The sequence below is a fragment of the Paraburkholderia gardini genome (assembly GCF_907164575.1).
GTDB classification, from domain to species: Bacteria; Pseudomonadota; Gammaproteobacteria; order Burkholderiales; family Burkholderiaceae; genus Paraburkholderia; species Paraburkholderia gardini.
In genome coordinates this window covers 172087-196414 of sequence record NZ_CAJQYY010000007.1, presented here as the reverse complement: position 1 = coordinate 196414, position 24328 = coordinate 172087, and the positions used below count along the sequence as shown (strand labels likewise).

The following is a 24328-nucleotide window of genomic DNA, read 5'->3' as shown; positions in this document are numbered from 1 at the left end:
AGAAAGCGCGCGAGTCGGAGCAAACAAGGCCGCACAGCTTTCGCGCAGCGGCTCAGGTCGCCCTTCGGGGCGAGCAACTTGCGAACGGCCTTCGCGATGGCGGTCTCGTCGGATTCGTCGGCAAGGATGTCAACCACGCCGTCAAGCATGCCCACCAGGTCCTCGACCTGTTCGCGCTGCTTGCGCTGGATCACGTCCAGCTCGTCGCTCGCGCGCTTATGGATCGCTCCCACCCGGCGCACGAACATATCGGCGAGATCGTCGCGGGCGCGCACGCGCATTCGATTGAGCAACGCGATGATCAGCGTGTAGCGCTTTTCCGGGAGCGTATCGTTCTTGAGCGCCGATGCATCGAGCGCCATGGCCTGTTGCGCCAGCGAGCGCAGCTTCGCGGCGGGAATCCCGGCGACAGCCAGTGAGAAATCACCAAGCTCGTCGAGCCAGGCGATCTGGTCGATCAGCAGGTCCAGATGCTGGCGCGATGGGCGTTTCGCATGGCGTTTGATCCGGTTGTAGGCAGTCTGCCGGCTCGACAGGTCGCGCGCGAGCAGCCGGTCGAGCACAAGCTTCTGTTCATCGGTCAGGCGTCGCGTGACGCGCTTGAAGAGTCGCGACTGCGCCCTGGCGTGGATCTGTTCGGTGAGACGATCGAGCGTCGAGAACGCTGGCAGCTCGATATCGCGCGCAATGAGTTCGTCGATCGTCGCATTGATGATGTCGACCGGCTGGTCCATCGTCAGCGACGCAGTGTGCGCCGCCCGCGTCGCGATCGCGTTCGCGTCGGTGCCGTAATACGGCTTCACGTCCAGGTAGGCGCGAACTGCTGAGTAATGCCGGAACAGCGTTGGGGAGGTCTCAGTGTCGTAACCGAAATGCACGGTGTCGCCGATATCGGCAGCCGCCCGGACGTGATCAAGGATGGCAGTCGGGATGGTATCGAGCGGCGGGAAATAGTGCAGTTGCTGAAAGACCTTCAGCAGCACCAGCAGGCCCAGTCGACGTCGCTCGCCGCGCGTTGACCGGCGTGCCCATTCGAGCTCGTCGGGCAGTGGCGTGTAGCACGTTTGCAGTACCCGGGGTGCCAGAACCTCGGGAAAGCGCGGATAGGCGGTACGTTCGAGGGTAGCCATTGCGGATCGTCCGGATCGCAGAGGGCCGCTCAGCTTAGCGCAAGAAAAATCGGACGTTACTACCCCAGATAGTAATAACTAGGGCAGTTCTTATAACTTCGAGGCTTATGATAGGAATTTACGCTTACCTTGTTCATACCCCAACTTCCCGCGCTGCCTTGTCGGTCTGCCAGATGCTCAGGAACCAGACCCAATCGAAACCGAGGTCAGCCAGGCGATCCAGTTCGGCATCCGGAATATCGTCGAACGTCACGCGCTTACCCAGCTCACGAGACAACGCGGTAAACCAGACACGCGTGTTGATCTGATACAGCGCCGGATAGCGTACGTCGGACATCGATCCTCCGTCACCTCTGATTTACGGCTTCTCCGCCAACCTGCTCCTTGACGACCTTAGCCATCAGGTACCCGCGTTCTGTTTCAAGCATCGAATGAGCGTCGACGCGCGCAAACAGGTCAAGCAGGGGCGCGACCAGACCCGTCCACCCTGTCTGGTGGCTGGCTCCCAGCCCTGCGCCATTGTCACCGTGGAAGTACTCGTAAAACAGGATCAGGTCGCGCCAGTGCGGATCGTCCTGGAATTTGTCCGATCCACCATACACCGGCCTTCGCCCATTTTCATCGCGCAAGAACGTGCCCGTTAGCCGCCGGACAATTTCCTGGGCCGCCTCGAAGAGCGTCATCTGCGGACCCGAACCCGTGGGACACTGAACCTTGAACTCATCGCCGAAAAAGCTGTACAGGTTCACCAGTGCCCGGATGATAAGCATATTGACTGGCATCCAGACCGGACCTCGCCAGTTGGAGTTGCCCCCGAACATCCCGGTATCCGATTCGGCCGGCAGGTACTGTACTTTGTACTCTTCACCCCCAACCCTTAACACGAATGGATGTTCAAGGTGATAACGCGAAAGCGAGCGAATACCGTATGGCCCAAGGAACTCGTTCTCGTCAAGAAGACAGGCAAGTACGCGCACGAGCTTCTTTTTATTGAGGACGGACAACAGACGCCTTTCCTTATAACCGATGAAGCCGGTTTCCGTCGGGGCTATCTGGGCAATCAACTCGGGGTGACGTTTTCGGAACTGGGCGATCAGCTCCATCAGCTTCGGATAGCGAGTGGCATAATCCGCCTCGAACACCGTCGACGCGCATAGCGGCAACAGTCCTACCATCGACCTCACTTTCAAACGGCTCGCCTGCCCGTCCGGGAGGCGCAGCAAATCATAGAAAAAGCCGTCCTCCTCGTCCCACATTTCGTCATGGTGTTCGCCGCGGCGGTCCATTGCATAGGCGATCCACATAAAATGCCGGACAAACTTGAAGGCGACCTCTTCGTAGAACGGGTCGTACTCAGACAGAATAAGCGCGATCTCCAACATGTTCTGGCAATAGAATGCCATCCACGCCGTCCCGTCCGCCTGCTCCAGCGTTCCGCCGGTCGGAAGCTGCGCGCTGCGGTCGAAGACACCGATGTTGTCCAGACCCAGAAAGCCGCCTGCGAAGACGTTGCGCCCGGTGGGATCCTTGCGATTGATCCACCAGTTGAAATTGAGCATCAAACCCTGAAACGATCGCTCCAGGAAGTGCGGATCAGCGCGGCCCAGTTGTTTCTCGTACTTGTATAGCCAGAGTGTCGCGGCGGCATGCACCGGCGGATTCACGTCGCCGAAGTTCCACTCGTAAGCCGGAATTTGCCCGCTCGGGTGCGAGTACAGGCTGCGCAGCATCAGCAGTAGTTGATCCTTGGCGAAATCGAAATCCACCAGTGCCATGGAGACCGTGTGAAACGCAAGGTCCCAGGCGGCGTACCAGGGATATTCCCACTTGTCCGGCATGGAGATCACGTCGGCGTTCAGCATGTGGAACCAGTCTGTATTGCGCACGTCGCGACGAGCGGACTCGAGCAAAGGATGACTCTTGTGCTCACGTAGCCACTTGTCCAGGTCGAAGTAGTAATACTGCTTGCTCCATAGCATTCCAGCCAGCGCCTGGCGGTGCACACGGCGTTGATCTTCTGTCAGCGACTTTGGCGCAATCCGCTGGTAGAACTCGTCGGCTTCGGCGATACGGCTCTCGAATATTTTGTCGAAGCCATCGAAAGGATCATTCATTCTGGCGGCCGTCAGCCGCAGCCGGATCGTCCTGCTTGCCCCGGCAGGCAGTTCGAAAATATAGTGCGCCGCGGCCTTCGTGCCTGTCCTTGCGGGATTTACCGCATCGCGCTGCTTCGAAACGATGTAGCGGTGGAATGCATCCTTAACGTAAGGAGATGCGTTGGGCTCGCCCCACAGACGCTGCGCATTGCTTTCGTTCTCCGTGAACAGCGACTCCGGATCTCCCTCGCAATGGAGCCAGTACGGGTCCAGTTCATGATGCGTGACGGCAATCGTACCCGGTCCGGCTTCGTACAACGATGGCTTGCGATCGCCCTCTCCCCAGGACCAGGTGTTTCGAAACCACAGTGTCGGCAACACTCTTAGCGGTGCCGCCTCCGGTCCGCGGTTATGTATCGAAATCCGCACAAGAATATCGTCAGGATCTGCCTTGGCGTATTCGATGAACACGTCAAAATACCGGTCATCATCGAAGATCCCGGTATCAAGCAGCTCATACTCAAGCTCGCCCCGTGAACGGTTTCGGTTGGTCTCGACCAGGTCCTGGTAGGGATACTCCCGCTGCGGGTACTTATAGAGGTACTTCATGTAGGAGTGAGTCGGCGTGCTGTCGATATAGAAGTAATATTCTTTAACGTCCTCTCCATGGTTGCCCTCGCTATTCGTGAGGCCGAAAAGGCGTTCCTTCAAAATCGGGTCGCGCTCGTTCCACAGCGCCAGTGCAAAGCAAATCCGTTGGTGGTCGTCGCAAAGTCCGGCGAGTCCGTCCTCCCCCCACTTGTAGGCGCGTGCGCGCGCCTGATCATGAGTGAAGTAGTTCCAGGCGTCGCCGTTTTCGCTGTAGTCTTCCCGGACTGTCCCCCACTGCCTCTCGCTCAGATAGGGCCCCCACTTCTTCCACGGGACATGGGCCTCACGCGTTTCGTTCAAACGCATTTGCTCCGTTACATCCACGATGACAACCGCCATGGCTTTTTCTCCGCTACGGGGAACGAATGCAGCGCGACATCCGGGCAGGAATGCGTCCGTGGCAGACCGCAGACTTGAAAACTTTACACGAGAGAATACGTAATCCGGCTATCGAGGCATGTTCCGGTCTCTAACCGGATCGAGGTCGCCTGAATGACACGAGCCTGTCGCATCAATCCACAGGTGTGTCGCTACCGTGATAACAACAGATGCCCTGCCATTCAGAAAAATTGCTTAACCAGTTTATTTCTATTCCTGAATGCTCGACCTTGACGTGTTCATGGACAATAAGACTTTGGTCCCACGGTTTGCCGGATTTTTCGACCCCGTAGCGAATGAAACGCGGCTGGCTTCCAGCGTTGGCACGACGCAATCATCGACGCAGGAAGCGCGCTATCGCACGGGTATAGGACCAAAGGCTAATTGCAGGTCAACAATCCGGAGTTCAATAATGAAGCTGTAGAGATGTCGCGCCGCAATAGATCACGCGGTTCGGTATGGCGCTATCCCGCGCAAGGCGGCAGTGCGTATCACCTGGAAGTCGCGCCCTGGAAAGCGTCTGCTGGGAGTAGATCGCGGCTGTCGCAAAGGTCAGCGACGAAGCCATCGCTGCGGCCCATAGGGGTGTGGTTCATCGGCAAGGATCAGGGTTTTGACAGGCGACGCGGCATCCAGTGAAGAGCGGCGTGAATTCAAGATAACACTATGCATTACAAATGCGCCTGGCAAGTCAACCGGGCGATGTCAACTTCATCGCGCTCGCACAATTGGCTTCAACGAAACCGGGTGCGCCTGGGCCACAACGTACGTGTGCCACGCGAGCGGTCGAAACTGGTGCAGTCACCGGCTGGAACTCGCAACCGGCAACAGGAAATCCACAAGACAGCTGGCATTGTGATCAGTTGGGAGGAGTCGCCATGAACCGGTGGAGTGAAAGACTGTTGCGAGCGGTCCACATGTGGTTCCTCGTTGTACTGATGATGGGCGTGGGCAATGCGAGCGCCCAGAGCCAGCCGCAGCAGCAGCCCACCCAACCGCAGCAGCAGACATTCAAGCCAGAGGAGATCGAGGCGCTGGTGGCACCGATCGCGCTCTATCCGGATTCCGTTCTGTCCCAGGTACTGATGGCCTCCACGTATCCGCTGGAGATCGTGCATGCGGCGCGCTGGGTCAAGGACAATCCGAACGTCAAGGGCGATGCCGCGGTAAAAGCGGTACAGGGACAGCCGTGGGATGTCAGCGTGAAATCGCTGGTCGCGTTTCCGCAAGCACTCGAGCCGATGAATGACAAGCTCGAATGGACCCAGAAGCTTGGAGACGCCTTCCTCGCGCAGGAGAAGGACGTCCTCGCCGCGGTACAGCGACTACGCGCGCGTGCGCAGGAAGCGGGCAACCTGAAGTCCAATGAGCAACAGAATGTGACCGTGGAACCCGCGCCAGCGGGCGGGCAAACCACCCAGACCATCGTGCGCATCGAGCCGGCGAACCCGGCGGTCATATACGTGCCGGCCTACAACCCGACCGTCGTGTACGGTACGTGGGGCTATCCGGGCTACCCTCCATACTACTGGCCTCCGTACCCGGCTTATTATCCAGGCGCCGCGCTCGCCACTGGACTTGCCTTTGGTGTCGGCCTCGCCGCTGCCGGAGCAATTTTCGGCAACTGCAACTGGGGAGGTGGGGACGTCAATATCAACGTCAACAAGGCAGCCAATATCGATCGCAATTTCGATCGCACCAAGGTTCAGGGCGGCAAGTGGCAGCATGACGCGAGCCATCGCCAGGGTGTCGCCTACCGTGACAGCGCATCCCGTGAAAAATTCGCCAACAATGTCTCCGGTGCTGGCGCGCGCGATGACTTCCGTGGCCGCACCGGCGACGCAGGCGACCGGGCCGGCGCAGCCAATCGCGCAGGCGGAGCGAACAATGCCAATCTGGGCGAGCGTGGCGGTGGAAGGAACAACGCCAGTGCCGGCGAGCGCGGCGGTGGCGGGAACAACGCGGGCGTGGCCGACCGTGGCGGCGGAGGCAATGCCGCAGGTGTCAGCAATCGTGCCGGCGGAGCGAACACTGCCGGTGCCGGCAATCGCGCGGCCGTGTCCGACCGGGCCAGCACCGGAAGCGGTGGCCGCGACAGTGCCTTCCAGGGTGTGGGCGGCGGTGGCCGTGCCCAGCAGCAGGACTTGAACCGGGGCCGATCCAGCGCACAGTCTTCGAACTTTAACAGAGCGGGCGGCGGCGGAATGCGGGCGGGCGGTGGCGGCGGACGCGGCAGGCGCTAAGGAGACACGAGCATGAAGTCACCACTACGATTTCTCGCATCGCGGCCAGGCGCGATCGGCACTTCAGTCGCGCTTGCACTCGCACTCTGCCTTGGGACGCCCTCTTCTGCGTACGCCCAGAAGACCTTCAAGTCACCGGAAGCGGCGATGACGGCGTTTGGCAACGCTGTTGCCAGTAGCGACGAAGCAAAATTAAGGGCTTTGCTTGGCGCCAACTTTCGGGAACTCATCCCTCCGACCGGCTCCGAAATCCGGAGCCGCTTCCTGACGGCCTGGGACATGTCACATGCGATTCAGGTGGCGGATAGCGAACACGCCGATATCGCGGTGGGCAACGATGGCTGGACTCTTCCCATCCCCCTCGTGAAATCGGCCCACGGCTGGCATTTCGACACGCTCGCCGGCGTCGAGGAAATGCGCTTGCGCCGTATCGGACGCAACGAGCTTGCTGTCATCCAGACGATGCTGGCGATCTACGATGCGCAGCGCGAATATGCTGAGACGGACCACGACGGCAGTGGCATTCTCGCCTACGCGAACAGGTTATCGAGTTCGCCTGGCAAGCAGGATGGTCTGTACTGGCCGACTGCCCCCGGTGCTACGCCGAGCCCGCTTGGAGTCGCGTTCGCGACGGCGGGCGCGCGCCACACAGAGAGGGCAGGCTATTACGGCTACCACTACAAGCTGCTCACCTCGCAAGGCCCTCACGCTCCTGGCGGGGCCTACGACTATGTTGCAGACGGCAGACTCTTTGGTGGCTTCGCCGTCGTTGCGTGGCCTGTTCGCTACGGGGACACCGGCATCAAGAGCTTCATGGTCAGTCACAAAGGACAGGTCTACGAGCGTGATCTCGGACCCGACGGCGCGGCGAAAGCGGAGGGAATGCGGTCGTTCGACCCCGGTCCCGGATGGGCGAAGGTGTCACCTTGATGCGCCTCATGCTCACCGCTGCCTGCGGCGCCCTGGTCGCGCTATCGGCATGCACTTACTACGGCGTGCCGGCAGGCACCGTGGTGATGACGCCAGCCAGCTACGATCGCTCGTTCGCTGCGGCGGCGGGCGCAATGCGCGACGAAGGATTGACCATCACCGTCCAGGACCCGGCGAGCGGCACCGTCGTGGGCAACGTCGACAGTAGCGTCGTGACGGCCGGCGTGCGCCAGCAGGCCGATGGCAGCGTTCAGGTACGATTCGATTCCAGCAACACACACGACCCGACCTTGCTTCAGCGCGTCTCGCGCAGCTACGACCGTCGTATGGGCCGATGAGCAGTACCGGGATATCCGGCGAAGTCTGGAAATCACCCGCGCAAACGCCCGCATCGGCTCGACGAGCGTGAACACCGTCGCACGCCGGTACCTGAAAATCCGGGCAGCAAAACAGGACACGGCGAGAGAGTGTCAATGAAACGCGAAGCGTTGCTCGATCCAGTCGATAGGGTTTCCGAGATCCTGTTTGGTCTCATCATGGCGGTCACTATCGTGGGCTCCGCGTCGATCGCGTCCAGCACGGAAAACCCTGGCCGTGCAGCGACCATTGCGGCGTTGGGCTGCAATGTCGCATGGGGTCTCGTGGATGCGGTGATGTATCTGCTACGAACGGCGACAGAGCGGACCCATCTCAGGCGCATCGGCTATCAGGTCATCCAGGCAGATAATGAACACGCACGCCGCATCATCGAGAAAATCTTGCCCGATTACGTGCGCGCGATTGTCGGCGAGGAAGAGATTGAAGGCATGCGCAAACGAGTACACGATCTGTCTTCGGAAGGTCGTCGTCGCGCGCTCGAACCGCGGGACTATCTCGAGGCTTTCGGTATATTCCTGCTGGTCGTCATCGCCACTTTCCCCGTAGTATTGCCGTTCCTGATACTGAGTTCCACACCGCTTGCCATGCGGGTCTCACGCGTAATCGCGATCAGCATGCTGTTCGTACTGGGCTTCGCACTCGGGCGACACGCCGGGTATCGAAGCCCGCTGTATACGGGATTCGCGATGGCCGCGCTGGGCGTCGCGCTGATCGCGATGGTGATAGCGCTCGGCGGCTAATCCGATGGTATCGAAACGGGCTGTAACTCGGGCAACGGCACAGCCGCGCATGACCAGAACGCACCGCGCAGCGGGAATCAGCCTGCCCGAAGACCGTTCGCACCAGACACGCAATACACCGCTGCCCCGAGTTCGCCATTGCCCGTGAGGTCATTGGGCGTGCGTGAGACAAGCCGGTCTTCACCTTCACAATTTGAGCCGCGTTACCTTCGCGCCGTTGACCGAGGCGTCCGCCATCAGACCGGTATTGGTCAGCACGAGCGCCACGACCTGCGAGGAGACAGATGTTGTGTCGATTGTGCCGTTCGCGCCGACTTTTATGATCGACACCGCGACGTCGCTGCCAACCGACCACCCAGCCGCGTTGCGGAACGAATCGAGCGCGTCACGCGTCATGAACATGTAAATGACTGCCGTCGACTGCGCTCCAGCCTGAAATCCAAACGAAGCCGCCGCCGTGCTGTAATAGCCGGCCGTCACGCCACCCACACGCAATGCGCCTTCGCCATACGCCGCGCCTGCGATGAAGGCCGCCTTCTTCACGTCCGGAAACACCAGAATGCCCTGGGCCTTGGATGCGAGCTCGCGCGAACCCGAGACGGTCGCGAAGAGCCGGTTCAACGTGCCATCAACACTTGCGTCGATCGCCTGGCGCTTCGAGACATCGGTTTCCGGGCTTTTGCCGCTGTCTGGTGTCATGGTGCAGCCAGCGAGTGCCAACCCCAGGGCACTGACAGTTGCGCCGGTTATCACAAAGTCCCGTCTGTTCATGATTGACCTCCATTGAGTTGCCGGGGCGAGTCCCCGGTGGGTGAGTCTGGCCGCTACATCCTTCGATCCCGTTCGAGCCAGCGCTGGTTTCCTGCAGGGTGTACATGCAGCGTCGGCAGCGTGGCGTTTTCGTCATTTCTTTCGAGGAATTTGTGGGCGTCGACGATGTCGGCTGCGAGCAGGTTCGCGACATTGCGATTGATGTGAGGCCTTAACACAGCCCGCGGACTTGTGCCCTTCTCTCAAATCGGCCTCTCAGCTTCTACAATGATTCTTCTCATAGCCCGAAACAATACGACCTTGGTCTCACAGTCCATGCACCGCCCTGGAAAGCGGTTGCGACCTTGAGCAGCCTGATCCGACGGGTTATCTCGTGGAGTGAATAACTGCATCGGATCCTGGTCCTGGGTCATTTACCCAGAACGCACCCTGCTCTGCCGAAACGCACGATGCGCGGCAAATACGACCTTGGTCCGATTGCGCGCGGCATGCCGGGAACGCAATGATAAAAGCGAACCTGCCGCTGCTGCACACACATCGTCCAGCGCGAGATCCGCCAGAACTGACCTGACCGGTGCCGGTTACGGCATCACTTTCAGGCAGTCGACGACCTGCATTAGCGCGGACTCAAGCAAGGAGCTGCCATGAATAAATTAGCGAAATGCTGCGTTTTAGCCGTTCTAGCCGGCTCCATACCATTGGACGGAGCAGCGCAAGGAAGACCGATCGCCTATCCCGCCAAGGGACAAAGCCAGCAACAACAGCAGAAGGACGACGGCGCATGTTATTCATGGGCCAAGACCAACACCGGCATAGATCCCGCTGCCATGTCCTCGGCCCCGCCTCCGCCTTCTGGACCGGCGGTGGGCGGAGGCGAACGCGTTCAAGGCGCTGCGCGTGGTGCGGCCGGCGGAGCGGTGATCGGAGCCATAGCGGGTGACGCAGGAAAAGGCGCGGCGATTGGCGCCGCGACGGGAACGATGGTCGGCGGCTCGCGCGCGCGGCAGAACCGCCGGGCTGCCGCGGCGTCCACCCAGTCTCAGTCCCAGGGTGCAATGGACACCTACAACCGTGCCTATGCCGCCTGTATGGAAGGTCATGGCTACACGATCAAATGAATGCTCGCTCAATGGCAATACGACGCGCCTGTGTCATGAGAGAAAAGGCGGCCAGTCAAGCCGCAAGAGAATGCGTACTTATCCGTTCAAGGAGAGCAGCATGAGAAACAGCAAACTCGTTGTTGTCGTGGCACTCGTGGCGCTCGCGAATGTCGGGTTCGCACAGACGAAACCGGAAGTGGACGTCACAAGCGCGCCCGGCAAGGTATCCGTGACTGGAACGGTCAAGACGACGTCGACTGTCGTGGGTATCGAGCCGGATACGCGAACAGTCTGGCTGAGGGATCCCAAAGGAAAGGTCGTGCAAGTCGTGGTAGGTGAAGAAGCACGCAACTTCGACCAGATCAAGCTCGGCGATGTCGTCAAAGCCGAATACTCGCAGGCCATTACCCTCACACTTATAAAAGAGGGCGCAACGGTGGGCGCCAATGAAAATCACTCGCTTGAGCGTGCGCCACTCGGTGCGAAGCCGGGAGGCACCGCCACCCGACAGATCACCATCATGGCCAATGTCACCGCGGTCAATACTCATAGCAGCGTCGTGACACTGAAGGGTCCGCAAGGCAATTCCGTGGACGTGGTCGTGCAGGATCCGGACCAGCTAAACCGGATCAAGAAAGGCGACCATATGGAAGTGGTCTACAACGAGGCTGTTGCAATTTCCGTCGAACCTCAAACCAGCAAATAGCCCAAGGCTCAACAAGCGAGATATCTGGCTGCACTACCCGGCGTCTCTGCGAGACGAACCCTGCACCGCAGTCTGTTCGTTGAAGCGGGGCATCCCCATGCGTTTTCGAAGCGTTCATGGTTGTTGACCGGTGCGAGAATCATCGTCTTTGCGCCCGACCAGACTGAAACCCCCGGCTTTTCGCTGATTCCCGCTCGTTACTTAGTACTTGATATCTCTGGCGGTCTCACGCCCGTGCTGCCTGGTCTGGCGCTTCTCGTGCCGGCATTGTGAGTTGTTTTTCTGGTTGTCCGCGCGACACCCCTGCTTTGTGTCTCGCGCGCCCTGACGGGTGTCCTGGCGCACGTCGCGCCTTTTCAGTTGCCGCAGGCGATGATTCTCACTGCGGGCCGCTCGCCAGTACCACCGCTGCGATATCGCGACTGACTGACGCGAGCGCGCGGTCATGGGCCGCGACGATCGGCTCGTAACCAGGGCCGGAAATCACCTCGTGCGCAACGGAGTGGCCGAGCACCGGGCGTGTCTTTCCGGGAGGGCGCACAGCCCATTGCACGTCAACGGTGACGTCCCGCCCTGGCACGGACTCGAAGTTCACAACATCGAGCCGCACACGCCATGTGGTCAGCGGGTCATCCCATCCCTCGAAAACCGATACTTGCTGCGAGTTCAGCAGCGCGCCAAGGTCTGCGGCAATCACGCGCGCAATACCGCCTTTCAACGATTGTGCCCAACGGGCGAACTCGTTGATTTCGACTTCGTTGGCGTCGACCCGCGTCACGATCTGTGGCCGATCGACGATGTCCGGTATCGTGACAGGACCGATCACCATCGACACGGGCCTCGTCGTCCCGGAACGGGTGAGCGATGCGTCCGGGCTAAGTGTATAGAAACTGGTCGGCGGCGACGCGCATCCACCCAGCAGGGCGGCCACCAGTCCAGGAATGAAACAGGCTCGACCGTATCTCATGGTTTGTCCCCCGACTTGCCGCGAACCAGCGCCTCTGGATGTCGCGACAGATAGTCGGCAAGCGTGCGAAGCGACGCGGCAGTGCGGGTCAGTTCCTGCATTGCATCTGCCGTGGATTGCTGCAGCGCCGAATCCGGTTGCAACGCGGTATTGGCGGAATCCAGCATTGTCTGCGCCGACGTCAGCGTGTCATGAGCCCGCGGAACGACCTCGGTATCAAGCTGGGATAGCAACGCATTGGCGGTGCGCAAAGTCGTCCGGGCGTCGTTACCCAGGCCCTCGAACGGAATGCTATTGAGCTTGACCAGCAGTCGGGTAACCGAGTCCTGCAGCGATTGAAGCGTACGCGGTACCGCAGGCAACTCAGGCGGTGACTTGTCCCAGTTTATCTTTGCCCTGGCCGCATCCGGGAAATAGTCCAACGCAAGATAGAGCTGTCCTGTCAGCAGATTTCCATTCCTGAGCTGGAACCGGAATCCGTTGTCCACCAGGTAATTCGCGATGCCACGCGGGTCGTCGCTGATACGCCCTCCGGTGCGGCCATCCTGGTAACGCGACGTAAAGCGCTCCGGATAGATCTCGATTTCGACGGGGATACTGAAACTGTGCCGCTGAGCGTCGAACCGCGTATGAATCGCGGTCACTCGCCCGATCTCGATGCCGCGGAAGTCGACAGGCGCACCCACTACCAGCCCGCGTACCGAATCCGCGAAGTTCACGACGTACTTATCGATAATGCGGTCATGCTGTTTCATGGCGTCGGTGCGCGTCGGGTACAGCTCGAACTGCGTGTTGGCCGCGGCATCGGCTTCTTCCACCGAATCCGGCGGCGACTCGAACGCAATACCGCCGACGATGACAGACACGATCGACTGGGTTTCAATGCGCACACCGTTGCTATCGAACGCCATGTTGAATCCGCTCGCGTGCCAGAAACGCGTGTCGGTTTTCACGAACCGGTCGTATGGCGCGTTGACAAACACCTTCAGCGTGACGCCTTTGCCGTCCGGATCCAGTTGATAAGATGCGATCTGGCCGACCTGAAGCCTGCGGAAATAGACGGGCGACCCCACATCCAGCGAGCCGAGCCCCGCACTCTTCAATATGAACTCACGCCCCGGCACGTCACTCGCAAACACAGGTGGCTCTTCGAGCCCGACGAAATCGCGCCGCGCTTTCGCCGCATTGCCCACATCGACGTCGACGTAGGAGCCGGATAGAAGCGTGCCGAGTCCCGAGACCGTACCGCCCGAAATGCGCGGCCGGACCACCCAGAAACGCGTATTGTCCACGAGTAGACCCGCCACGTCGCGAGCGACCTCCGCTTTCGCCAGCACGTGTTTGTGGTCCGGCGCAAGCATCACCGTTTCCACCACGCCGATGTCGACGTCCTTGAACTTGAGCCTGGTCTTCCCGGCCTCGAGGCCCTCGCCTGTCTTGAAGCTAATGGTGATGTTCTCGCCTCTTTCCATGACAGCCTTCACGGCAAGCCACCCGCCAATCAGTATCGCCACGATCGGCACGAGCCACACCAGTTGCATGCGCCAGCGCGAGCGCGGCAAAGGGTCCGCGGCGGGAAGATCGGGAATATCGGGTTCTTCATTTGCCCCGGACATGATCTCTCTCCGCTTCGTCCCATATGAGGCGAGGATCGAAAGACATCGCCGCCAGCAGCGTGAGCACGACGACCGCTCCGAATGCTATTGATGCCGGGCCTGCCTTGATCGTCGCCAGTGCCTGGAATTGCACCAGCGCGACCAGCATCGTGATGACGTAGATATCGAGCATCGACCATCGTCCCACCAGCTCGACTATGCGGTAGATCCAGGTGCGCTGCTCAGGCAGCCATCGCGAGTGGAGCTGTGTCGAGACCGTCAGATACACGAGGCCCAGGATCTTGAGCATCGGCACCACGATGCTCGCCACGAAGACGAGCACGGCGAGTAGCCACGACCCCGACACCCATAGATAAACCACACCGCTCATGATCGTGTCCTTCTGGGCGCCGAAGAGCGAACTCGTATCCATCACGGGCAGCACGTTCGCGGGCACGTACAGCACCATTGCGGCCACCAGATACGCCCACGTCCGCGAGAGGCTCGCGGGCTTGCGCATATGCGCCCGCGATCCGCACCGCGCGCAAATACACACACCAGCTTGTGCCGGCGGCCGCATCAGCAGGCCGCACTCGTGGCACAGTACCAGCCCGTATCCAGACGCCGTCACGGCGGCGCGGCGAACCTTGATGGGAGGCAGCCGCCATGCACGACCGGCATTTTCCCCGGCTACGATGCGCGCCCACATCTCACGCGGGTCGAATGAAGCCGACGCCGCCGCGAGCAGCAGCATCAGCACGATGAACGACCACAAGGCGGTGCCCGGGACCACGGTCGCAATGTGCGCCAGCTTGACGAGCGCAACGAGCAGCCCAAGGATCAGTACCTCGGTCATGCCCCACGGACGCGCCAGCTGAAACAGCCGGAAGGCGGCGGGCGCTTGCCACGGCACGCGCCCCAGTTGCAGCGGCAGGAGTAGCCACAGCATCGCAACGGTTTGCAGAACGGGCATGAGAATCGTCGTGATGCCGACAAGCACCGCGAGCGGCCACGTGCCGTTGACGTAAAGTACGCGCACCGAACCCGCCAGCGTGGTTTGAATGAGATTGCCGTTAACCGACAAACCGACAATCGGAAAAACGTTCGAAATGACGAGCAGCACCGCCGACGCGATGGCAAATGCCAGCGCATTCTCGGGTCCGTTCGATCGCCCTCTTCGAAGCACCGCGTGGCACCGGTGGCAGCGTAATGAGCTGCCCGGTGTGACGGCCGCGCCGAGCTGGAGCAGATCGCACTCTGGACAGGCGATGATCTCCGGCGCTGTCATCGCGCCTCCAGTGCCATCGGCGGGTCGGCTATCGGAGAGGGGTTGCGCGAGACGGGCCCGGTGCTCGCAGGCGTTTGCGCCGCGGGTGGCGGGACCGTCATTTTTTCCGCATCCAGAACCCAGCCGCCTCCCATTGCCTTATAAAGAGCGACGATCGAACTGAACACGGCACCGTTGGTCTGGGTATAGCCGAGCTGCGCGTTGAACAGACTGCGCTCGGCGTCCAGCACCTCGATGTAACTCGTATAGCCGCCCTCATAACGCAGCCGCGCGAGCCGTGCGTAGGTGCGCAGCGCATCGACCTCACGGCCCTGGATCACGAGCTGCTCGCGCGACTTCTGTAGCCCGATCAGCGCATCGTCGACTTCCTTAAAGGCGGTCTGGATCGCCTGCTCGTACTGGATCAACGCCTGTTGTTGCTGCGCTTCGGCTTGCTTCACCTGACCGCTGATACTGCCGGCGGTGAAGATCGGCATGCTCACCGAGCCGGCAAACGCCCAGATTCTCGCCGGTCCGGTAAACAGCTTCGAGAAATCGCCGCTGGCCGAACCAAACAGCCCCGTCAATGAGATCGACGGAAAGTAGAGCGCCCGTGCCGCGCCGATCAGCGCATTCGCGGCCACCAGGTTCTGCTCGGCCTGAAGCAGATCGGGGCGGCGTTCGAGCAGATCCGACGGCAGCCCGGCCGGTACGGCGGGAATCACCAGATCCGACACGGCGCGGCCACGCATGATGTCGCCAGGGTTGCGGCCCAGCAGGACCGAGAGCGCGTCCTCCTGCTGGGCGATCTGCATCTCGAGCTGCGGAATCGTCGCGAGCGACGCTTCGTATTCCGACTGGCTCTGCGCGAGTTCCATCTGGGACACGTTGCCGCCCGCAAAGCGCAGCGTGAAGACGTGTACCGATTCCGCGCGGCTCTCTGTCGTGGCCCTGGCGATCTCGAGCTGCTGGTCGAGATCGCGCAGATTGATGTAGGAAGTCGCCACCGACGCCACCAACGTCAGGATCGTCGCGCGGCGCCCCTCCTCGCTTGCGAGCAGGCTCGCGCGTGCCGCTTCGGTCTCACGGCGCACCTTGCCGAACACATCGATTTCCCACGCCGCCGACAGTGTCGGCTGGAAATCGTTATAGACAGGCGACAACCCCGCCGGCAACGGCACAGCTCCAGCCTGCGAGGCACGCTGGCGTTGTGCATCGAAGCTCGCACCGACCTGCGGGAACAGCCCCGCCCGGGTCGTCACGAACTGACCGAGAAACTGATCCACGCGTGCAGCCGCGATCTTCACGTCCTTGTTATTCGCCAGCGCGGTGGTAATCAGGTCGTTGAGCACCGGGTCCTGGAATTGCTCCCACCACGCGGTGTTGGCGACCTCGACGCTCTCAGCGGCAGTGAAGCGATAAGTGGCGGGTGTTTCAACCGTCGGCCGCACATAGTTGGGCCCGAGCAGACAACCGCCCAGTCCCAGCACGATCGGCACCAGAAACGGCAAGGAGACCGAGCTACGCATGTCATTCATCCTCGCGTCGGGCCGACGGCTTGACTGTCGGGCCGCCAGGGCCCGCGCCCTGACCGTGTGCGGGGCCTCCGCCCGATGCGCCGTCGCTTGAGCCCGGTGTCTTCTTGCTGCCCGATTTTTCGGACATCGTCTCGAGAACGTAGAAGAACATCGGGATGAGGAACACGGCGATCACCGTTGCACCGAGCATGCCGCCGATCACGCCGGTGCCGATCGAATGGCGGCTGTTGGCCGAGGCGCCGGTCGCAATGGCAAGCGGCACGCAGCCGAGAATGAACGCGAGCGAGGTCATCACGATCGGGCGCAGCCGTTCGGACGCCGCCGTGACGGCGGAGTCGTACACCGACTCGCCCGACTCGCGATTGAGCACGGCGAACTCGAAAATCAGAATGGCATTCTTGGCCGCGAGCGCAACCAGCATGGTCAACCCGATCTGGAAGTAGACGTCGTTTTCGAGGCCGCGTAGCAGGATCGCGAGCACCGCACCGAATACCGCGAACGGCACAGCCATGAGTACCCCTACCGGCAGGCTCCACTTCTCGTATTGCGCGGCGAGTATCAGGAACACCATGACCAGGCCGAACACGAACACCAGCGATGAGGAGCTGCCGGCCTGTCTCGCTTCGTAGGCCTCACCGCTCCAACCCAGGTTGTAGCCCGCCGGCAGCGTCTGCGCGGCGATGTCGTTGAGTGCGGAAATGACCTGGCCAGAACTGTAGCCCGGAGCGGCATTGACCGTGATTTTCACTGCCGGAAAATTATTGAACCGCGTCACCAGATCGGGACCGGTGACGTACCGTGAGGTCATCACCGACTTGAGCGGCACCATGTTGTTCGTCTTGCTGCGCACATAGATCTGATCGAGATCCATCGGCGTGAGCCGATACGATGGCTCGGCCTGCAAGATCACCTGCCACAGGCGGCTCGAACGGTTGAACTGCGACACGTACAGCGAGCCGAACATCGTCTGCATCGCGCTATACACTTCTTCAATCGGCACGCCCAGGGTCTCCGAGCGGTCGCGGTCCACGTCGACCAGCAGTTGCTGCGCAGACGCGTTGAAGGTCGAAGTGACGCGCGCCAGCTCAGGCCGTGCCTTCGCCCTGGCGATAAATTCGTCCACCACTCCGGCCAGTTGCGCGATGGTGGCATCGCCCTGGGCCTGTACCCATACTTCGGTGCCGCCGGTCGTACCAAGGCCCGGAATCGACGGTGGATTGATCGGCAGAATGATCCCTTCCTTCACCCTGGACAGCTTCTCGTAGGCGTCGATCAGGACAGCGCGCGCGTTCTGGGTTTTGATGTTGGCGGACTTGTAGCGCTCGTCAAAACTCTTGAGGCCGATAAAAAACGTTCCTGCGTTGTTCTTGTTCTGGCCATCAAGCAGGCTGAAGCCGTCGACAACCGTCACATTGCTGACGGCCGGCTGCTTCATGAAATAGTCCGTGACGTGCTGTGAGACTTCTCCTGTACGGTCGAGGCTCGCTGCATCCGGCATGATGACCGCGCCGAGCAGATACCCCTGATCCTCGGGCGGCAGGAACGAGCCAGGCACGGTCCTCATCATCACAACCGTAAGCGCGATCATGCCGGCAAAGAGGAGCAGCGCTATCACGAAACGCTTGATGACCAGCTTCACCGCGTTCGAGTAGCTCTTCGTCATCCGCGCGAAGGCATTGTCGAACCACCTGAAGAAGCCGCGCTTTTCATGGTGGCCTGGCTTGAGCAGCAAGGCAGCCAGCGCCGGCGACAGCGTCAGCGCAACCACCCCCGAGAGCACCACCGAGATCGCGATGGTGATGGCAAACTGCTTGTACAGCTGGCCGGTAATGCCGCCAAGGAATGCCACCGGCACGAACACCGCGCACAGCACCAGCACGATCGCGATGACCGGACCGGAGACCTCGTCCATCGCGCGCTTGGCCGCGTCCTTCGGACTTAGCTTGAATACGTTCATGTTGCGTTCGACGTTCTCGATCACCACAATCGCATCGTCCACCACGATGCCGATCGCGAGAACCATTCCGAACAGGGTCAGCATGTTGATCGAGAAACCGAGCGCGAGCATACCCGTGAACGTGCCGACGATTGAGACCGGAACGGCGAGCACTGGAATCAGCGTGGCACGCAGGCTCTGAAGGAACACGAAGACGACAATCACCACCAGCACCAGCGCCTCGAAGAAGGTATGGACAACGTCGGAAATGGATGCCCGGGTAAATTCGGTGGTATCCATCGCAACCTGATAGTCGATGCCCTCGGGGAATTGCTTCTTCATCTCGGCGAGCGTCGCGCGCACCTGTTTAGATACGTCGAGCGCGTTAGCCCCGGGCTGCTGATACACCGCGATGATGGTGGCAGGCTTGCCCTGAAACTTGCTGCGAATCGAGTAATCCTTCTGACCGAGTTCCGCGCGGCCGATATCCTTGAGCCGCACAATCGCCGCACCACTGCTTGCGGCGCGGATAATAATGTTTTCGAACTGTGCAGGGTCGGTCAACCGGCCCGTGGTGGTAACCGCAAACGACTGTTCGACCGCTGTGCCGGTGGGTGACTGGCCGAGACGCCCGACCGCGAACTGCTGGTTCTGGTTGGCGACAGCCTTCTGCACGTCGCCCGCCGTGATGCCCAGTTGCGCCATGCGGTCGGGTTTCAGCCAGATCCGCATCGCGTAGTCCGGCGTGCCGAAGATACTCGACTGGTTCGCGCCCGGGATACGCTTGAGCGCATCGAGCACATAGATGTTGGCGTAGTTGGCGATATAGGTCGCGTCGTAGCGGTTACTCGGCGAGTAGATGGCGATAACCATCATGAACGCCGACGATTTCTTCTGCACCTGGATGCCCTGCGACTGCACCGAGGACGGCAATTGCGGCAAGGCCAGATTCACGCGGTTCTGCACATCGACCTGCGCCAGTTCCGGGTTGGTGCCGATCTGGAAGAACGCGTTGAGCGTATAGGAACCGGTCGATGAACTCGACGAGTTCATGTAAATCATATTGTCCGCACCGTTGACCTGCTGCTCGATCGGCGCGGCCACATTGTTCGCGACCACGTCCGCATTCGCCCCGGGGTAAGTGGCGGAGATCGTGATCTGCGGTGGCGTGACGTCGGGGTACTGCGCGATGGGCAGATTGACCATCGCCACCGCGCCCCCCAGCGTGATGACAATCGAGATGACTGTCGCGAAAATGGGCCGGTCGATGCAGAAGTGGGAGATGCTCATGTCGTCAGCCCCTCACTTCGTCACGGGCTGGCCAGACTCCCGCCCCGCCAGGCGCTGTGGCTCGCCAGGCGGCAGGCCGGCGGCGGCAGGCTGACTGGCCGGCGCACCGGGAGCCCCGGTGACCTTGAGCGGCGTGTCCGCTACGACGCGGATCGCGCCGTCAACCACGACACGCTCGCCTGCTTTGAGACCGTCGGAAATGAACCAGTCGTCGCCATGCCAGTCACCGGTTTCGACGACGCGCTGATGGGCTTTGGAGTCTTTATCGACCACCCACACGAAGTGGCTCTTCGCGCCCTGCAATACGGCGCGCTGTGGCACGAGAATCGCGTTCGGGCGCACCCCCCCGGAGACCACCGCGCGCACGAACTGTCCTGGGCGCAGCGTGCCCTGCGGATTGGCGAACGACGCGCGCACGAGGAACGTACCCGTGGTCGTGTCAAACGCCGGGTTGGTAAAGTTGATCTCACCGCGCTGAGGAAACACCGAGCCGTCCGCAAGCACGACGGTCACCTGGAAACTCTGATTGACGGGAAACTTCAGGCGGCCTTTGGATTCCTGGTCGCGGTAACCCAGCAACTCATTTTCAGAGATGCTGAAGTTGACCCACATCGGATCGAGCTGGTAGATGTAGGTGAGCAAACCGTTAGGGCCGGACGTCACATAGCTGCCGTCCTGCTGTCTCGCGAAACTGGATAACCCCGCGAGGGGCGACTTGATCGTCGTATAGCTGAGGTTGAGCTCGGCAGTTTGCACCTGCCCCTGAGCTGCGATCACGGCGGCCTCCGCCTGCTTTTCACTGCCAGTCGCGTCGTCGAGGTCTTTCTTGCTCAATGCGTTCTGCGCGGCAAGCGGTATTACACGCGCAAGATTCGCTTTGGTTACATAGAGCCTTGCCTGCTGCTGGGCAAGCTCGCCCTTTGCAGTTTTCAGCACGGCCTCGAATGGCTTGGGATCCATCAGGAACAGTGTCTGGCCGGCGTGGACCAGTTGCCCCTCGGTATACACCCGCTTGTCGAGAAAGCCGTCGACCCGTGCACGAATCTCGACTTCACGTGAGCTTTGCGTCTGCGCGGTGAATTCGAAGTCGACCGGCGTGTCATGCGGCTCAACTGTCATGACGGTCACCTCGACCGGTCCGGCCGAGGGCGGCGGCGCCGCTTTGTGGCAAGCGCAACAAAGCGTCAGCGTGGCGCAGACGAGCATCAGCGTGCGGCCAGTGAGACCGTACACCGGACGACGAAGCAGGAATGACCTGGACAGGGATCCGCGAGAAACCGGCCACGGCATGATGTGAAGGATGGAGACGTTTTTCATCGCGTGCCCCGCCTGGTCACAAGGCCGTACAGTTGCCGAATAGCACAATTGCATCCTCGCTATTCACGATCATCAACGTCATCGAGCCGTCTCCCGAGTCGAGCGCGAGCGTCCACCCATATCCCATCTCCATACCCTCGATGACGACCTGATTCGGCTCTTTGTTGACGGTCAGCATGGGTGTCGTGCGTGCGGGTCCGGTGATGACTTTCTTTTCGAAGTTGACGGAAAGAAACCTGGGTGCTCCGATGTCCGCCGGCAAGGACCGCTTGCACGTGAGTCCTGGATCGCATGAATGTGCTTCCATGGTCGCGCAGAGCAGCGGCTTGCTGCCGTCGAAGTCGGCTGCCGGCACATCGGATGCAACAAGGCCGAGCAAAATCGTGAGTAAAACGGACCTGAATCTCATCACGTACGCTCCCGCATTTTCTTTGAACGCGACCGCGCATCGCACGGCGCGCGCGTCGAAACCATGCACGCGCCTCGAACAACCCGGCCGCGCATCCAATGCGCGACACCTGGCCTTCAAATTGACGCGTTGACCTGGTTCAGTTTGGTAGCTGTGCAAAAGGGAGACAATCGGACCTTGGTCTCATATCGACCAGCAGGGCGAAAGTGCTTCAAGGTTGCGGCGTGTTGCCTATCGCCATTTCCACGGCCTTGATCAGGATCGCGCCGTTTAATGGCTTGCGCAGGTACGCGGCGGCGCCAGCCGCAATCGCGGTCTGTCGGGCGGAAAGCTCGTCGTAGGCAGTAATCATGATGACAGGCAAGCCCATCGGCGCAAGCTGACGCTGGACTTCCAGGCCGTTAACGCCAGGCATCTGGATGTCCAGGATCACACATGCAGGCCGATATGACGGAATCGCCGAGAGCGTATCCAGGAACTCGCTTCCGCTGGAAAACGTTTCTGCTGCTATACCAACGGAGCGCAGCAAACGCTTGATGGCTCGGCACACCGATTCGTCATCGTCGATCACAGCGACGATTTGATTGAGATTGACCATATGACGACGCGAACGCGTGCTCGCCCTCCCATGAGTAACCTTTGCAGCTTCAGCCTAACGGCGGATAGCAAAATGGGATATAGGGCTTTGGTCCACCAGGCGCTCTGGTCCACAAGCGCATTGCGGCAGCGGATCAGCGCAAACAGGCCTCTTCCGGGGCATTTATCAGACTTTCAGGAGACTACGCCTCGTCGCCCGCGTATACACCGGCCTTTTCCGCAAGCCGGACGAGTTCGACAATGGATCTCGCCTTCATCTTCTCCATCACCCGGGCACGATGAATCTTGATGGTCTTTTCGGCTGCGCCCAACTCGCTGGCGACCTGTTTGTTCAGCCGCCCCCTCAACACGAGCACCATGACTTCGCGCTCGCGGCGGGTGAGATGACTGACCCGCTCCTCGATCTCCGCCCTTTGGCTCCTGGTCGCACACTCTATGCACGCACGCTTGAGTGCGCGATCTATCGCAGCGAGTAATAGCGATTCGCACACCGGCTTGACCAGAAAGTCGAGTGCGCCAGCCTTCATCGCATCCGCACACGAGCTGACGTCGCCATGCCCGGTCAGAAACACGATTGGAAGAAGCTGGTTGAGCTTGCTCTGTACCTCCAGCCCGGTCATGCCAGGCATCTGCAAATCGAGAACGAGGCAGGCGGGTGCACTCGTCAGATCGGCTTTATTCAGAAGTGCTTCTGAACTCTCGAAACATTCGACGCAATAGCCAGAGACGCGCAGCAACCGGGCGAGCGCGCTTCGTATTCGTTCATCATCGTCAACGATGAAAACACGGTTGGCAGTCTGGCTCATGGTGACTGTGGGCCGCTGTCCTGCCGTGAGCTGGTTCCCCGTGGCAGCGTTACGTGAAACGACGCTCCCTTGCCAGCATTGTTCTCCGCCCATAGTCGGCCTCCATGACCGGTGATGATCGTTCGACTGATAGAAAGACCCAGTCCGAGCCCTTGTGGCTTGGTCGTGAAAAACGCCCTGAAAATCTTGTGCATCTTGTCGACGGTCAGGCCCGGCCCCCAGTCCATCACCGTAATCCGCACCCCGCCATCCGGTTCTTCGCGCACGGTTGTCTCGACCATGCAATCGGCGGCCGCACAGTCCTTGACGGCATCGAAAGCGTTCAGCAGCAGGTTGAGCACGACCTGCTGAAGTTGGACCCTGTCACCGCAAACCATCGCCAGATTGTCCGAAATGTCGAAGCGGGTGCGAACGCCACGAGCCATGGCGTCGCTGTGCACAAGAAGAGCAATGTCGCGGACGACGTCGCCGACGTCCAGAAGTCGCAGTTCGATATCGCCTTTCCGTACCAATGTCCGGATCTTCTGGATGACTTCGTTCGCGCGACAGTTATCCGCGATGATATCGTCCAGCACGTCACGAAGCTCCGCTGTGTCGGCCGTCTCCGACTCGATGAATTTCTGTGCCGCTTGCGCGTTGAACAAAATAGCGGTGAGTGGTTGCTTCAGTTCGTGAGCTAGAGATCCCGCAAGCTCCCCCAAAGAAGAAAGGCGCGCCAGGTGTTCCAGTTCCGCGTCGCTTCGCTCGCCTTCGCCGCAGGCACTGCGATCCAATATCGCCGCGATCCGCAAGATCTGATTGACGTCTCGGTAATTCGTGGTGTTGACGCCCGTGGGGAAATCAACCCCGTCAGACCGCCGCGCAATCAGCGTCTGCGTGGTTGAAACGTTGGCGATTCTGTTTTCAACGCCATCGTCTGCGACTGTCAAATGATTGACACGCTCAGCATGAACCGGGAACAGTGTCTCGACCGACGCGCCGGCTAGTTCTTTCACGGTATAACCGAACAGTTCCGCCGTTTTAGCGTTTGCAAACGTTATGCGGTCCCGATGATCGATTACCATCATCGGGACCGGCATTAATTCAAGCGTTTCCCTCAGTGAAAACCTTGCGTCCAGTATCCGGCGCGTGCCGCGGCCACTTCCCCGTAACCATGAAACGAACGCAACAATGTATCTTTTCGAGCTCGGCCTTGACTCGGCAAGCTCACGCGTATCGGGCATGGTTTGCTCGATCGACGTATCAGCGTCACTGCAAACGAGCGGAGATGAGGTGTGTCCGAATATCGTCAAACGAACACGGCCGCCTTCTTGAATCAGGCGGCCATCGGTTCGGAAACCCTGCACATCAGGGAAAAGCATTCGAAGAAGACAGCCCTGCTGCACGAACCAGTTTTTTGATATCTCAACTGCGTCTATCGCCAGGTGTCTGCCCTGCATGATCAGATTGATCATCGGTGTCTCCGTACCCAGCGAGTGCGGAT

At 60.4% G+C, this 24328-nt stretch carries 19 protein-coding genes and 1 pseudogene; 6 read left to right on the top strand and 14 right to left on the bottom strand.

Going from position 1 to position 24328, the window contains the following annotated elements:
* Positions 1-18: 18 nt before the first annotated feature.
* From LPA34_RS08070 to LPA34_RS08060, 3 genes and pseudogenes are all read right to left on the bottom strand, one after another.
* Positions 19-1130 (bottom strand): annotated as a pseudogene (locus LPA34_RS08070) (DUF4158 domain-containing protein); the annotation flags it as partial.
* Between the two features lie 133 nt (positions 1131-1263).
* Positions 1264-1467: a hypothetical protein gene (locus LPA34_RS08065; RefSeq protein ID WP_228976777.1), complete on the bottom strand. Its 204-nt coding sequence runs from the start codon at positions 1465-1467 to the stop codon at positions 1264-1266.
* Positions 1468-1477: 10 nt separating this feature from the next.
* Entirely contained in the window at positions 1478-4216 is a 2739-nt protein-coding gene (locus LPA34_RS08060; protein WP_228976774.1) for an MGH1-like glycoside hydrolase domain-containing protein, read from the bottom strand.
* A 917-nt stretch (positions 4217-5133) separates the two neighbouring features.
* Here LPA34_RS08060 and LPA34_RS08055 point away from each other — a divergent pair.
* The 4 genes from LPA34_RS08055 (at position 5134) to LPA34_RS08040 (ending at position 8546) form a co-directional block, all read left to right on the top strand.
* A complete protein-coding gene (locus LPA34_RS08055) occupies positions 5134-6498 on the top strand; it encodes a DUF3300 domain-containing protein (RefSeq protein ID WP_228976772.1) in 1365 nt (454 codons plus the stop codon).
* A gap of 12 nt (positions 6499-6510) precedes the next feature.
* On the top strand, positions 6511-7428 hold the full coding sequence (locus LPA34_RS08050) for a DUF2950 domain-containing protein (protein WP_228976770.1): 918 nt from the start codon (positions 6511-6513) through the stop codon (positions 7426-7428).
* Positions 7428-7766 carry a hypothetical protein gene (locus tag LPA34_RS08045; protein ID WP_228976768.1) on the top strand — a complete coding sequence of 113 codons (339 nt, stop codon included), beginning with the start codon at positions 7428-7430 and terminating at the stop codon, positions 7764-7766. The genes LPA34_RS08050 and LPA34_RS08045 overlap by 1 nt, the downstream gene beginning before the upstream one ends.
* A gap of 135 nt (positions 7767-7901) precedes the next feature.
* On the top strand, positions 7902-8546 hold the full coding sequence (locus LPA34_RS08040; protein WP_228976767.1) for a VIT1/CCC1 transporter family protein: 645 nt from the start codon (positions 7902-7904) through the stop codon (positions 8544-8546).
* A 186-nt stretch (positions 8547-8732) separates the two neighbouring features.
* Here the strand turns inward: LPA34_RS08040 and LPA34_RS08035 are convergent, their stop codons facing one another.
* Positions 8733-9317 (bottom strand): BPSL1445 family SYLF domain-containing lipoprotein, encoded by a 585-nt coding sequence (locus LPA34_RS08035; RefSeq protein WP_228976765.1) that lies wholly within the window; start codon positions 9315-9317, stop codon positions 8733-8735.
* A gap of 644 nt (positions 9318-9961) precedes the next feature.
* Between LPA34_RS08035 and LPA34_RS08030 the strand changes: the two genes are divergently transcribed.
* Together LPA34_RS08030 and LPA34_RS08025 are read left to right on the top strand one after the other, a co-directional pair.
* The gene (locus LPA34_RS08030) at positions 9962-10435 is read left to right on the top strand and encodes a glycine zipper family protein (RefSeq protein WP_228976763.1); all 474 of its coding nucleotides are present in this window, start codon (positions 9962-9964) and stop codon (positions 10433-10435) included.
* Between the two features lie 100 nt (positions 10436-10535).
* Positions 10536-11123 (top strand): hypothetical protein, encoded by a 588-nt coding sequence (locus tag LPA34_RS08025; protein WP_228976761.1) that lies wholly within the window; start codon positions 10536-10538, stop codon positions 11121-11123.
* A 379-nt stretch (positions 11124-11502) separates the two neighbouring features.
* On the opposite strand, the gene LPA34_RS08020 is transcribed toward LPA34_RS08025, so the two are convergent.
* The 10 genes from LPA34_RS08020 to LPA34_RS07975 all read right to left on the bottom strand — a co-directional run bounded on the left by LPA34_RS08020 (position 11503) and on the right by LPA34_RS07975 (position 24299).
* The gene (locus LPA34_RS08020) at positions 11503-12090 is read right to left on the bottom strand and encodes a PqiC family protein (protein ID WP_228976759.1); all 588 of its coding nucleotides are present in this window, start codon (positions 12088-12090) and stop codon (positions 11503-11505) included.
* Positions 12087-13706 (bottom strand): PqiB family protein, encoded by a 1620-nt coding sequence (locus tag LPA34_RS08015; RefSeq protein WP_228976757.1) that lies wholly within the window; start codon positions 13704-13706, stop codon positions 12087-12089. The genes LPA34_RS08020 and LPA34_RS08015 overlap by 4 nt, the downstream gene beginning before the upstream one ends.
* On the bottom strand, positions 13690-14973 hold the full coding sequence (locus LPA34_RS08010; protein ID WP_228976755.1) for a paraquat-inducible protein A: 1284 nt from the start codon (positions 14971-14973) through the stop codon (positions 13690-13692). The genes LPA34_RS08015 and LPA34_RS08010 overlap by 17 nt, the downstream gene beginning before the upstream one ends.
* Complete coding sequence (locus LPA34_RS08005; protein ID WP_228976752.1) at positions 14970-16481, bottom strand: efflux transporter outer membrane subunit; 1512 nt, start codon at positions 16479-16481, stop codon at positions 14970-14972. The genes LPA34_RS08010 and LPA34_RS08005 overlap by 4 nt, the downstream gene beginning before the upstream one ends.
* 1 nt (position 16482) lies before the next feature.
* The gene (locus LPA34_RS08000; protein WP_228976746.1) at positions 16483-19716 is read right to left on the bottom strand and encodes an efflux RND transporter permease subunit; all 3234 of its coding nucleotides are present in this window, start codon (positions 19714-19716) and stop codon (positions 16483-16485) included.
* Between the two features lie 12 nt (positions 19717-19728).
* Positions 19729-21033 carry an efflux RND transporter periplasmic adaptor subunit gene (locus LPA34_RS07995; RefSeq protein ID WP_411178864.1) on the bottom strand — a complete coding sequence of 435 codons (1305 nt, stop codon included), beginning with the start codon at positions 21031-21033 and terminating at the stop codon, positions 19729-19731.
* A gap of 16 nt (positions 21034-21049) precedes the next feature.
* A complete protein-coding gene (locus tag LPA34_RS07990; RefSeq protein ID WP_228976744.1) occupies positions 21050-21511 on the bottom strand; it encodes a hypothetical protein in 462 nt (153 codons plus the stop codon).
* Positions 21512-21653: 142 nt separating this feature from the next.
* Positions 21654-22040, bottom strand: a complete 387-nt coding sequence (locus LPA34_RS07985; RefSeq protein ID WP_228976742.1) for a response regulator transcription factor — start codon at positions 22038-22040, stop codon at positions 21654-21656.
* Positions 22041-22221: 181 nt separating this feature from the next.
* Positions 22222-22845, bottom strand: a complete 624-nt coding sequence (locus LPA34_RS07980) for a response regulator transcription factor (RefSeq protein ID WP_228976740.1) — start codon at positions 22843-22845, stop codon at positions 22222-22224.
* Positions 22842-24299 carry an ATP-binding protein gene (locus LPA34_RS07975; RefSeq protein WP_228976738.1) on the bottom strand — a complete coding sequence of 486 codons (1458 nt, stop codon included), beginning with the start codon at positions 24297-24299 and terminating at the stop codon, positions 22842-22844. The genes LPA34_RS07980 and LPA34_RS07975 overlap by 4 nt, the downstream gene beginning before the upstream one ends.
* Positions 24300-24328: the final 29 nt, after the last annotated feature.

Bases quoted from the DNA above. Each gene is read 5' to 3' on its own strand.
- LPA34_RS08065 (WP_228976777.1), bottom strand. From the start codon at position 1,467: ATGTCCGACGTACGCTATCCGGCGCTGTATCAGATCAACACGCGTGTC.
- LPA34_RS08060 (WP_228976774.1), bottom strand. From the start codon at position 4,216: ATGGCGGTTGTCATCGTGGATGTAACGGAGCAAATGCGTTTGAACGAA.
- LPA34_RS08055 (WP_228976772.1), top strand. From the start codon at position 5,134: ATGAACCGGTGGAGTGAAAGACTGTTGCGAGCGGTCCACATGTGGTTC.
- LPA34_RS08050 (WP_228976770.1), top strand. From the start codon at position 6,511: ATGAAGTCACCACTACGATTTCTCGCATCGCGGCCAGGCGCGATCGGC.
- LPA34_RS08045 (WP_228976768.1), top strand. From the start codon at position 7,428: ATGCGCCTCATGCTCACCGCTGCCTGCGGCGCCCTGGTCGCGCTATCG.
- LPA34_RS08040 (WP_228976767.1), top strand. From the start codon at position 7,902: ATGAAACGCGAAGCGTTGCTCGATCCAGTCGATAGGGTTTCCGAGATC.
- LPA34_RS08035 (WP_228976765.1), bottom strand. From the start codon at position 9,317: ATGAACAGACGGGACTTTGTGATAACCGGCGCAACTGTCAGTGCCCTG.
- LPA34_RS08030 (WP_228976763.1), top strand. From the start codon at position 9,962: ATGAATAAATTAGCGAAATGCTGCGTTTTAGCCGTTCTAGCCGGCTCC.
- LPA34_RS08025 (WP_228976761.1), top strand. From the start codon at position 10,536: ATGAGAAACAGCAAACTCGTTGTTGTCGTGGCACTCGTGGCGCTCGCG.
- LPA34_RS08020 (WP_228976759.1), bottom strand. From the start codon at position 12,090: ATGAGATACGGTCGAGCCTGTTTCATTCCTGGACTGGTGGCCGCCCTG.
- LPA34_RS08015 (WP_228976757.1), bottom strand. From the start codon at position 13,706: ATGTCCGGGGCAAATGAAGAACCCGATATTCCCGATCTTCCCGCCGCG.
- LPA34_RS08010 (WP_228976755.1), bottom strand. From the start codon at position 14,973: ATGACAGCGCCGGAGATCATCGCCTGTCCAGAGTGCGATCTGCTCCAG.
- LPA34_RS08005 (WP_228976752.1), bottom strand. From the start codon at position 16,481: ATGCGTAGCTCGGTCTCCTTGCCGTTTCTGGTGCCGATCGTGCTGGGA.
- LPA34_RS08000 (WP_228976746.1), bottom strand. From the start codon at position 19,716: ATGAGCATCTCCCACTTCTGCATCGACCGGCCCATTTTCGCGACAGTC.
- LPA34_RS07995 (WP_411178864.1), bottom strand. From the start codon at position 21,033: ATGAAAAACGTCTCCATCCTTCACATCATGCCGTGGCCGGTTTCTCGC.
- LPA34_RS07985 (WP_228976742.1), bottom strand. From the start codon at position 22,040: ATGGTCAATCTCAATCAAATCGTCGCTGTGATCGACGATGACGAATCG.
- LPA34_RS07980 (WP_228976740.1), bottom strand. From the start codon at position 22,845: ATGAGCCAGACTGCCAACCGTGTTTTCATCGTTGACGATGATGAACGA.
- LPA34_RS07975 (WP_228976738.1), bottom strand. From the start codon at position 24,299: ATGATCAATCTGATCATGCAGGGCAGACACCTGGCGATAGACGCAGTT.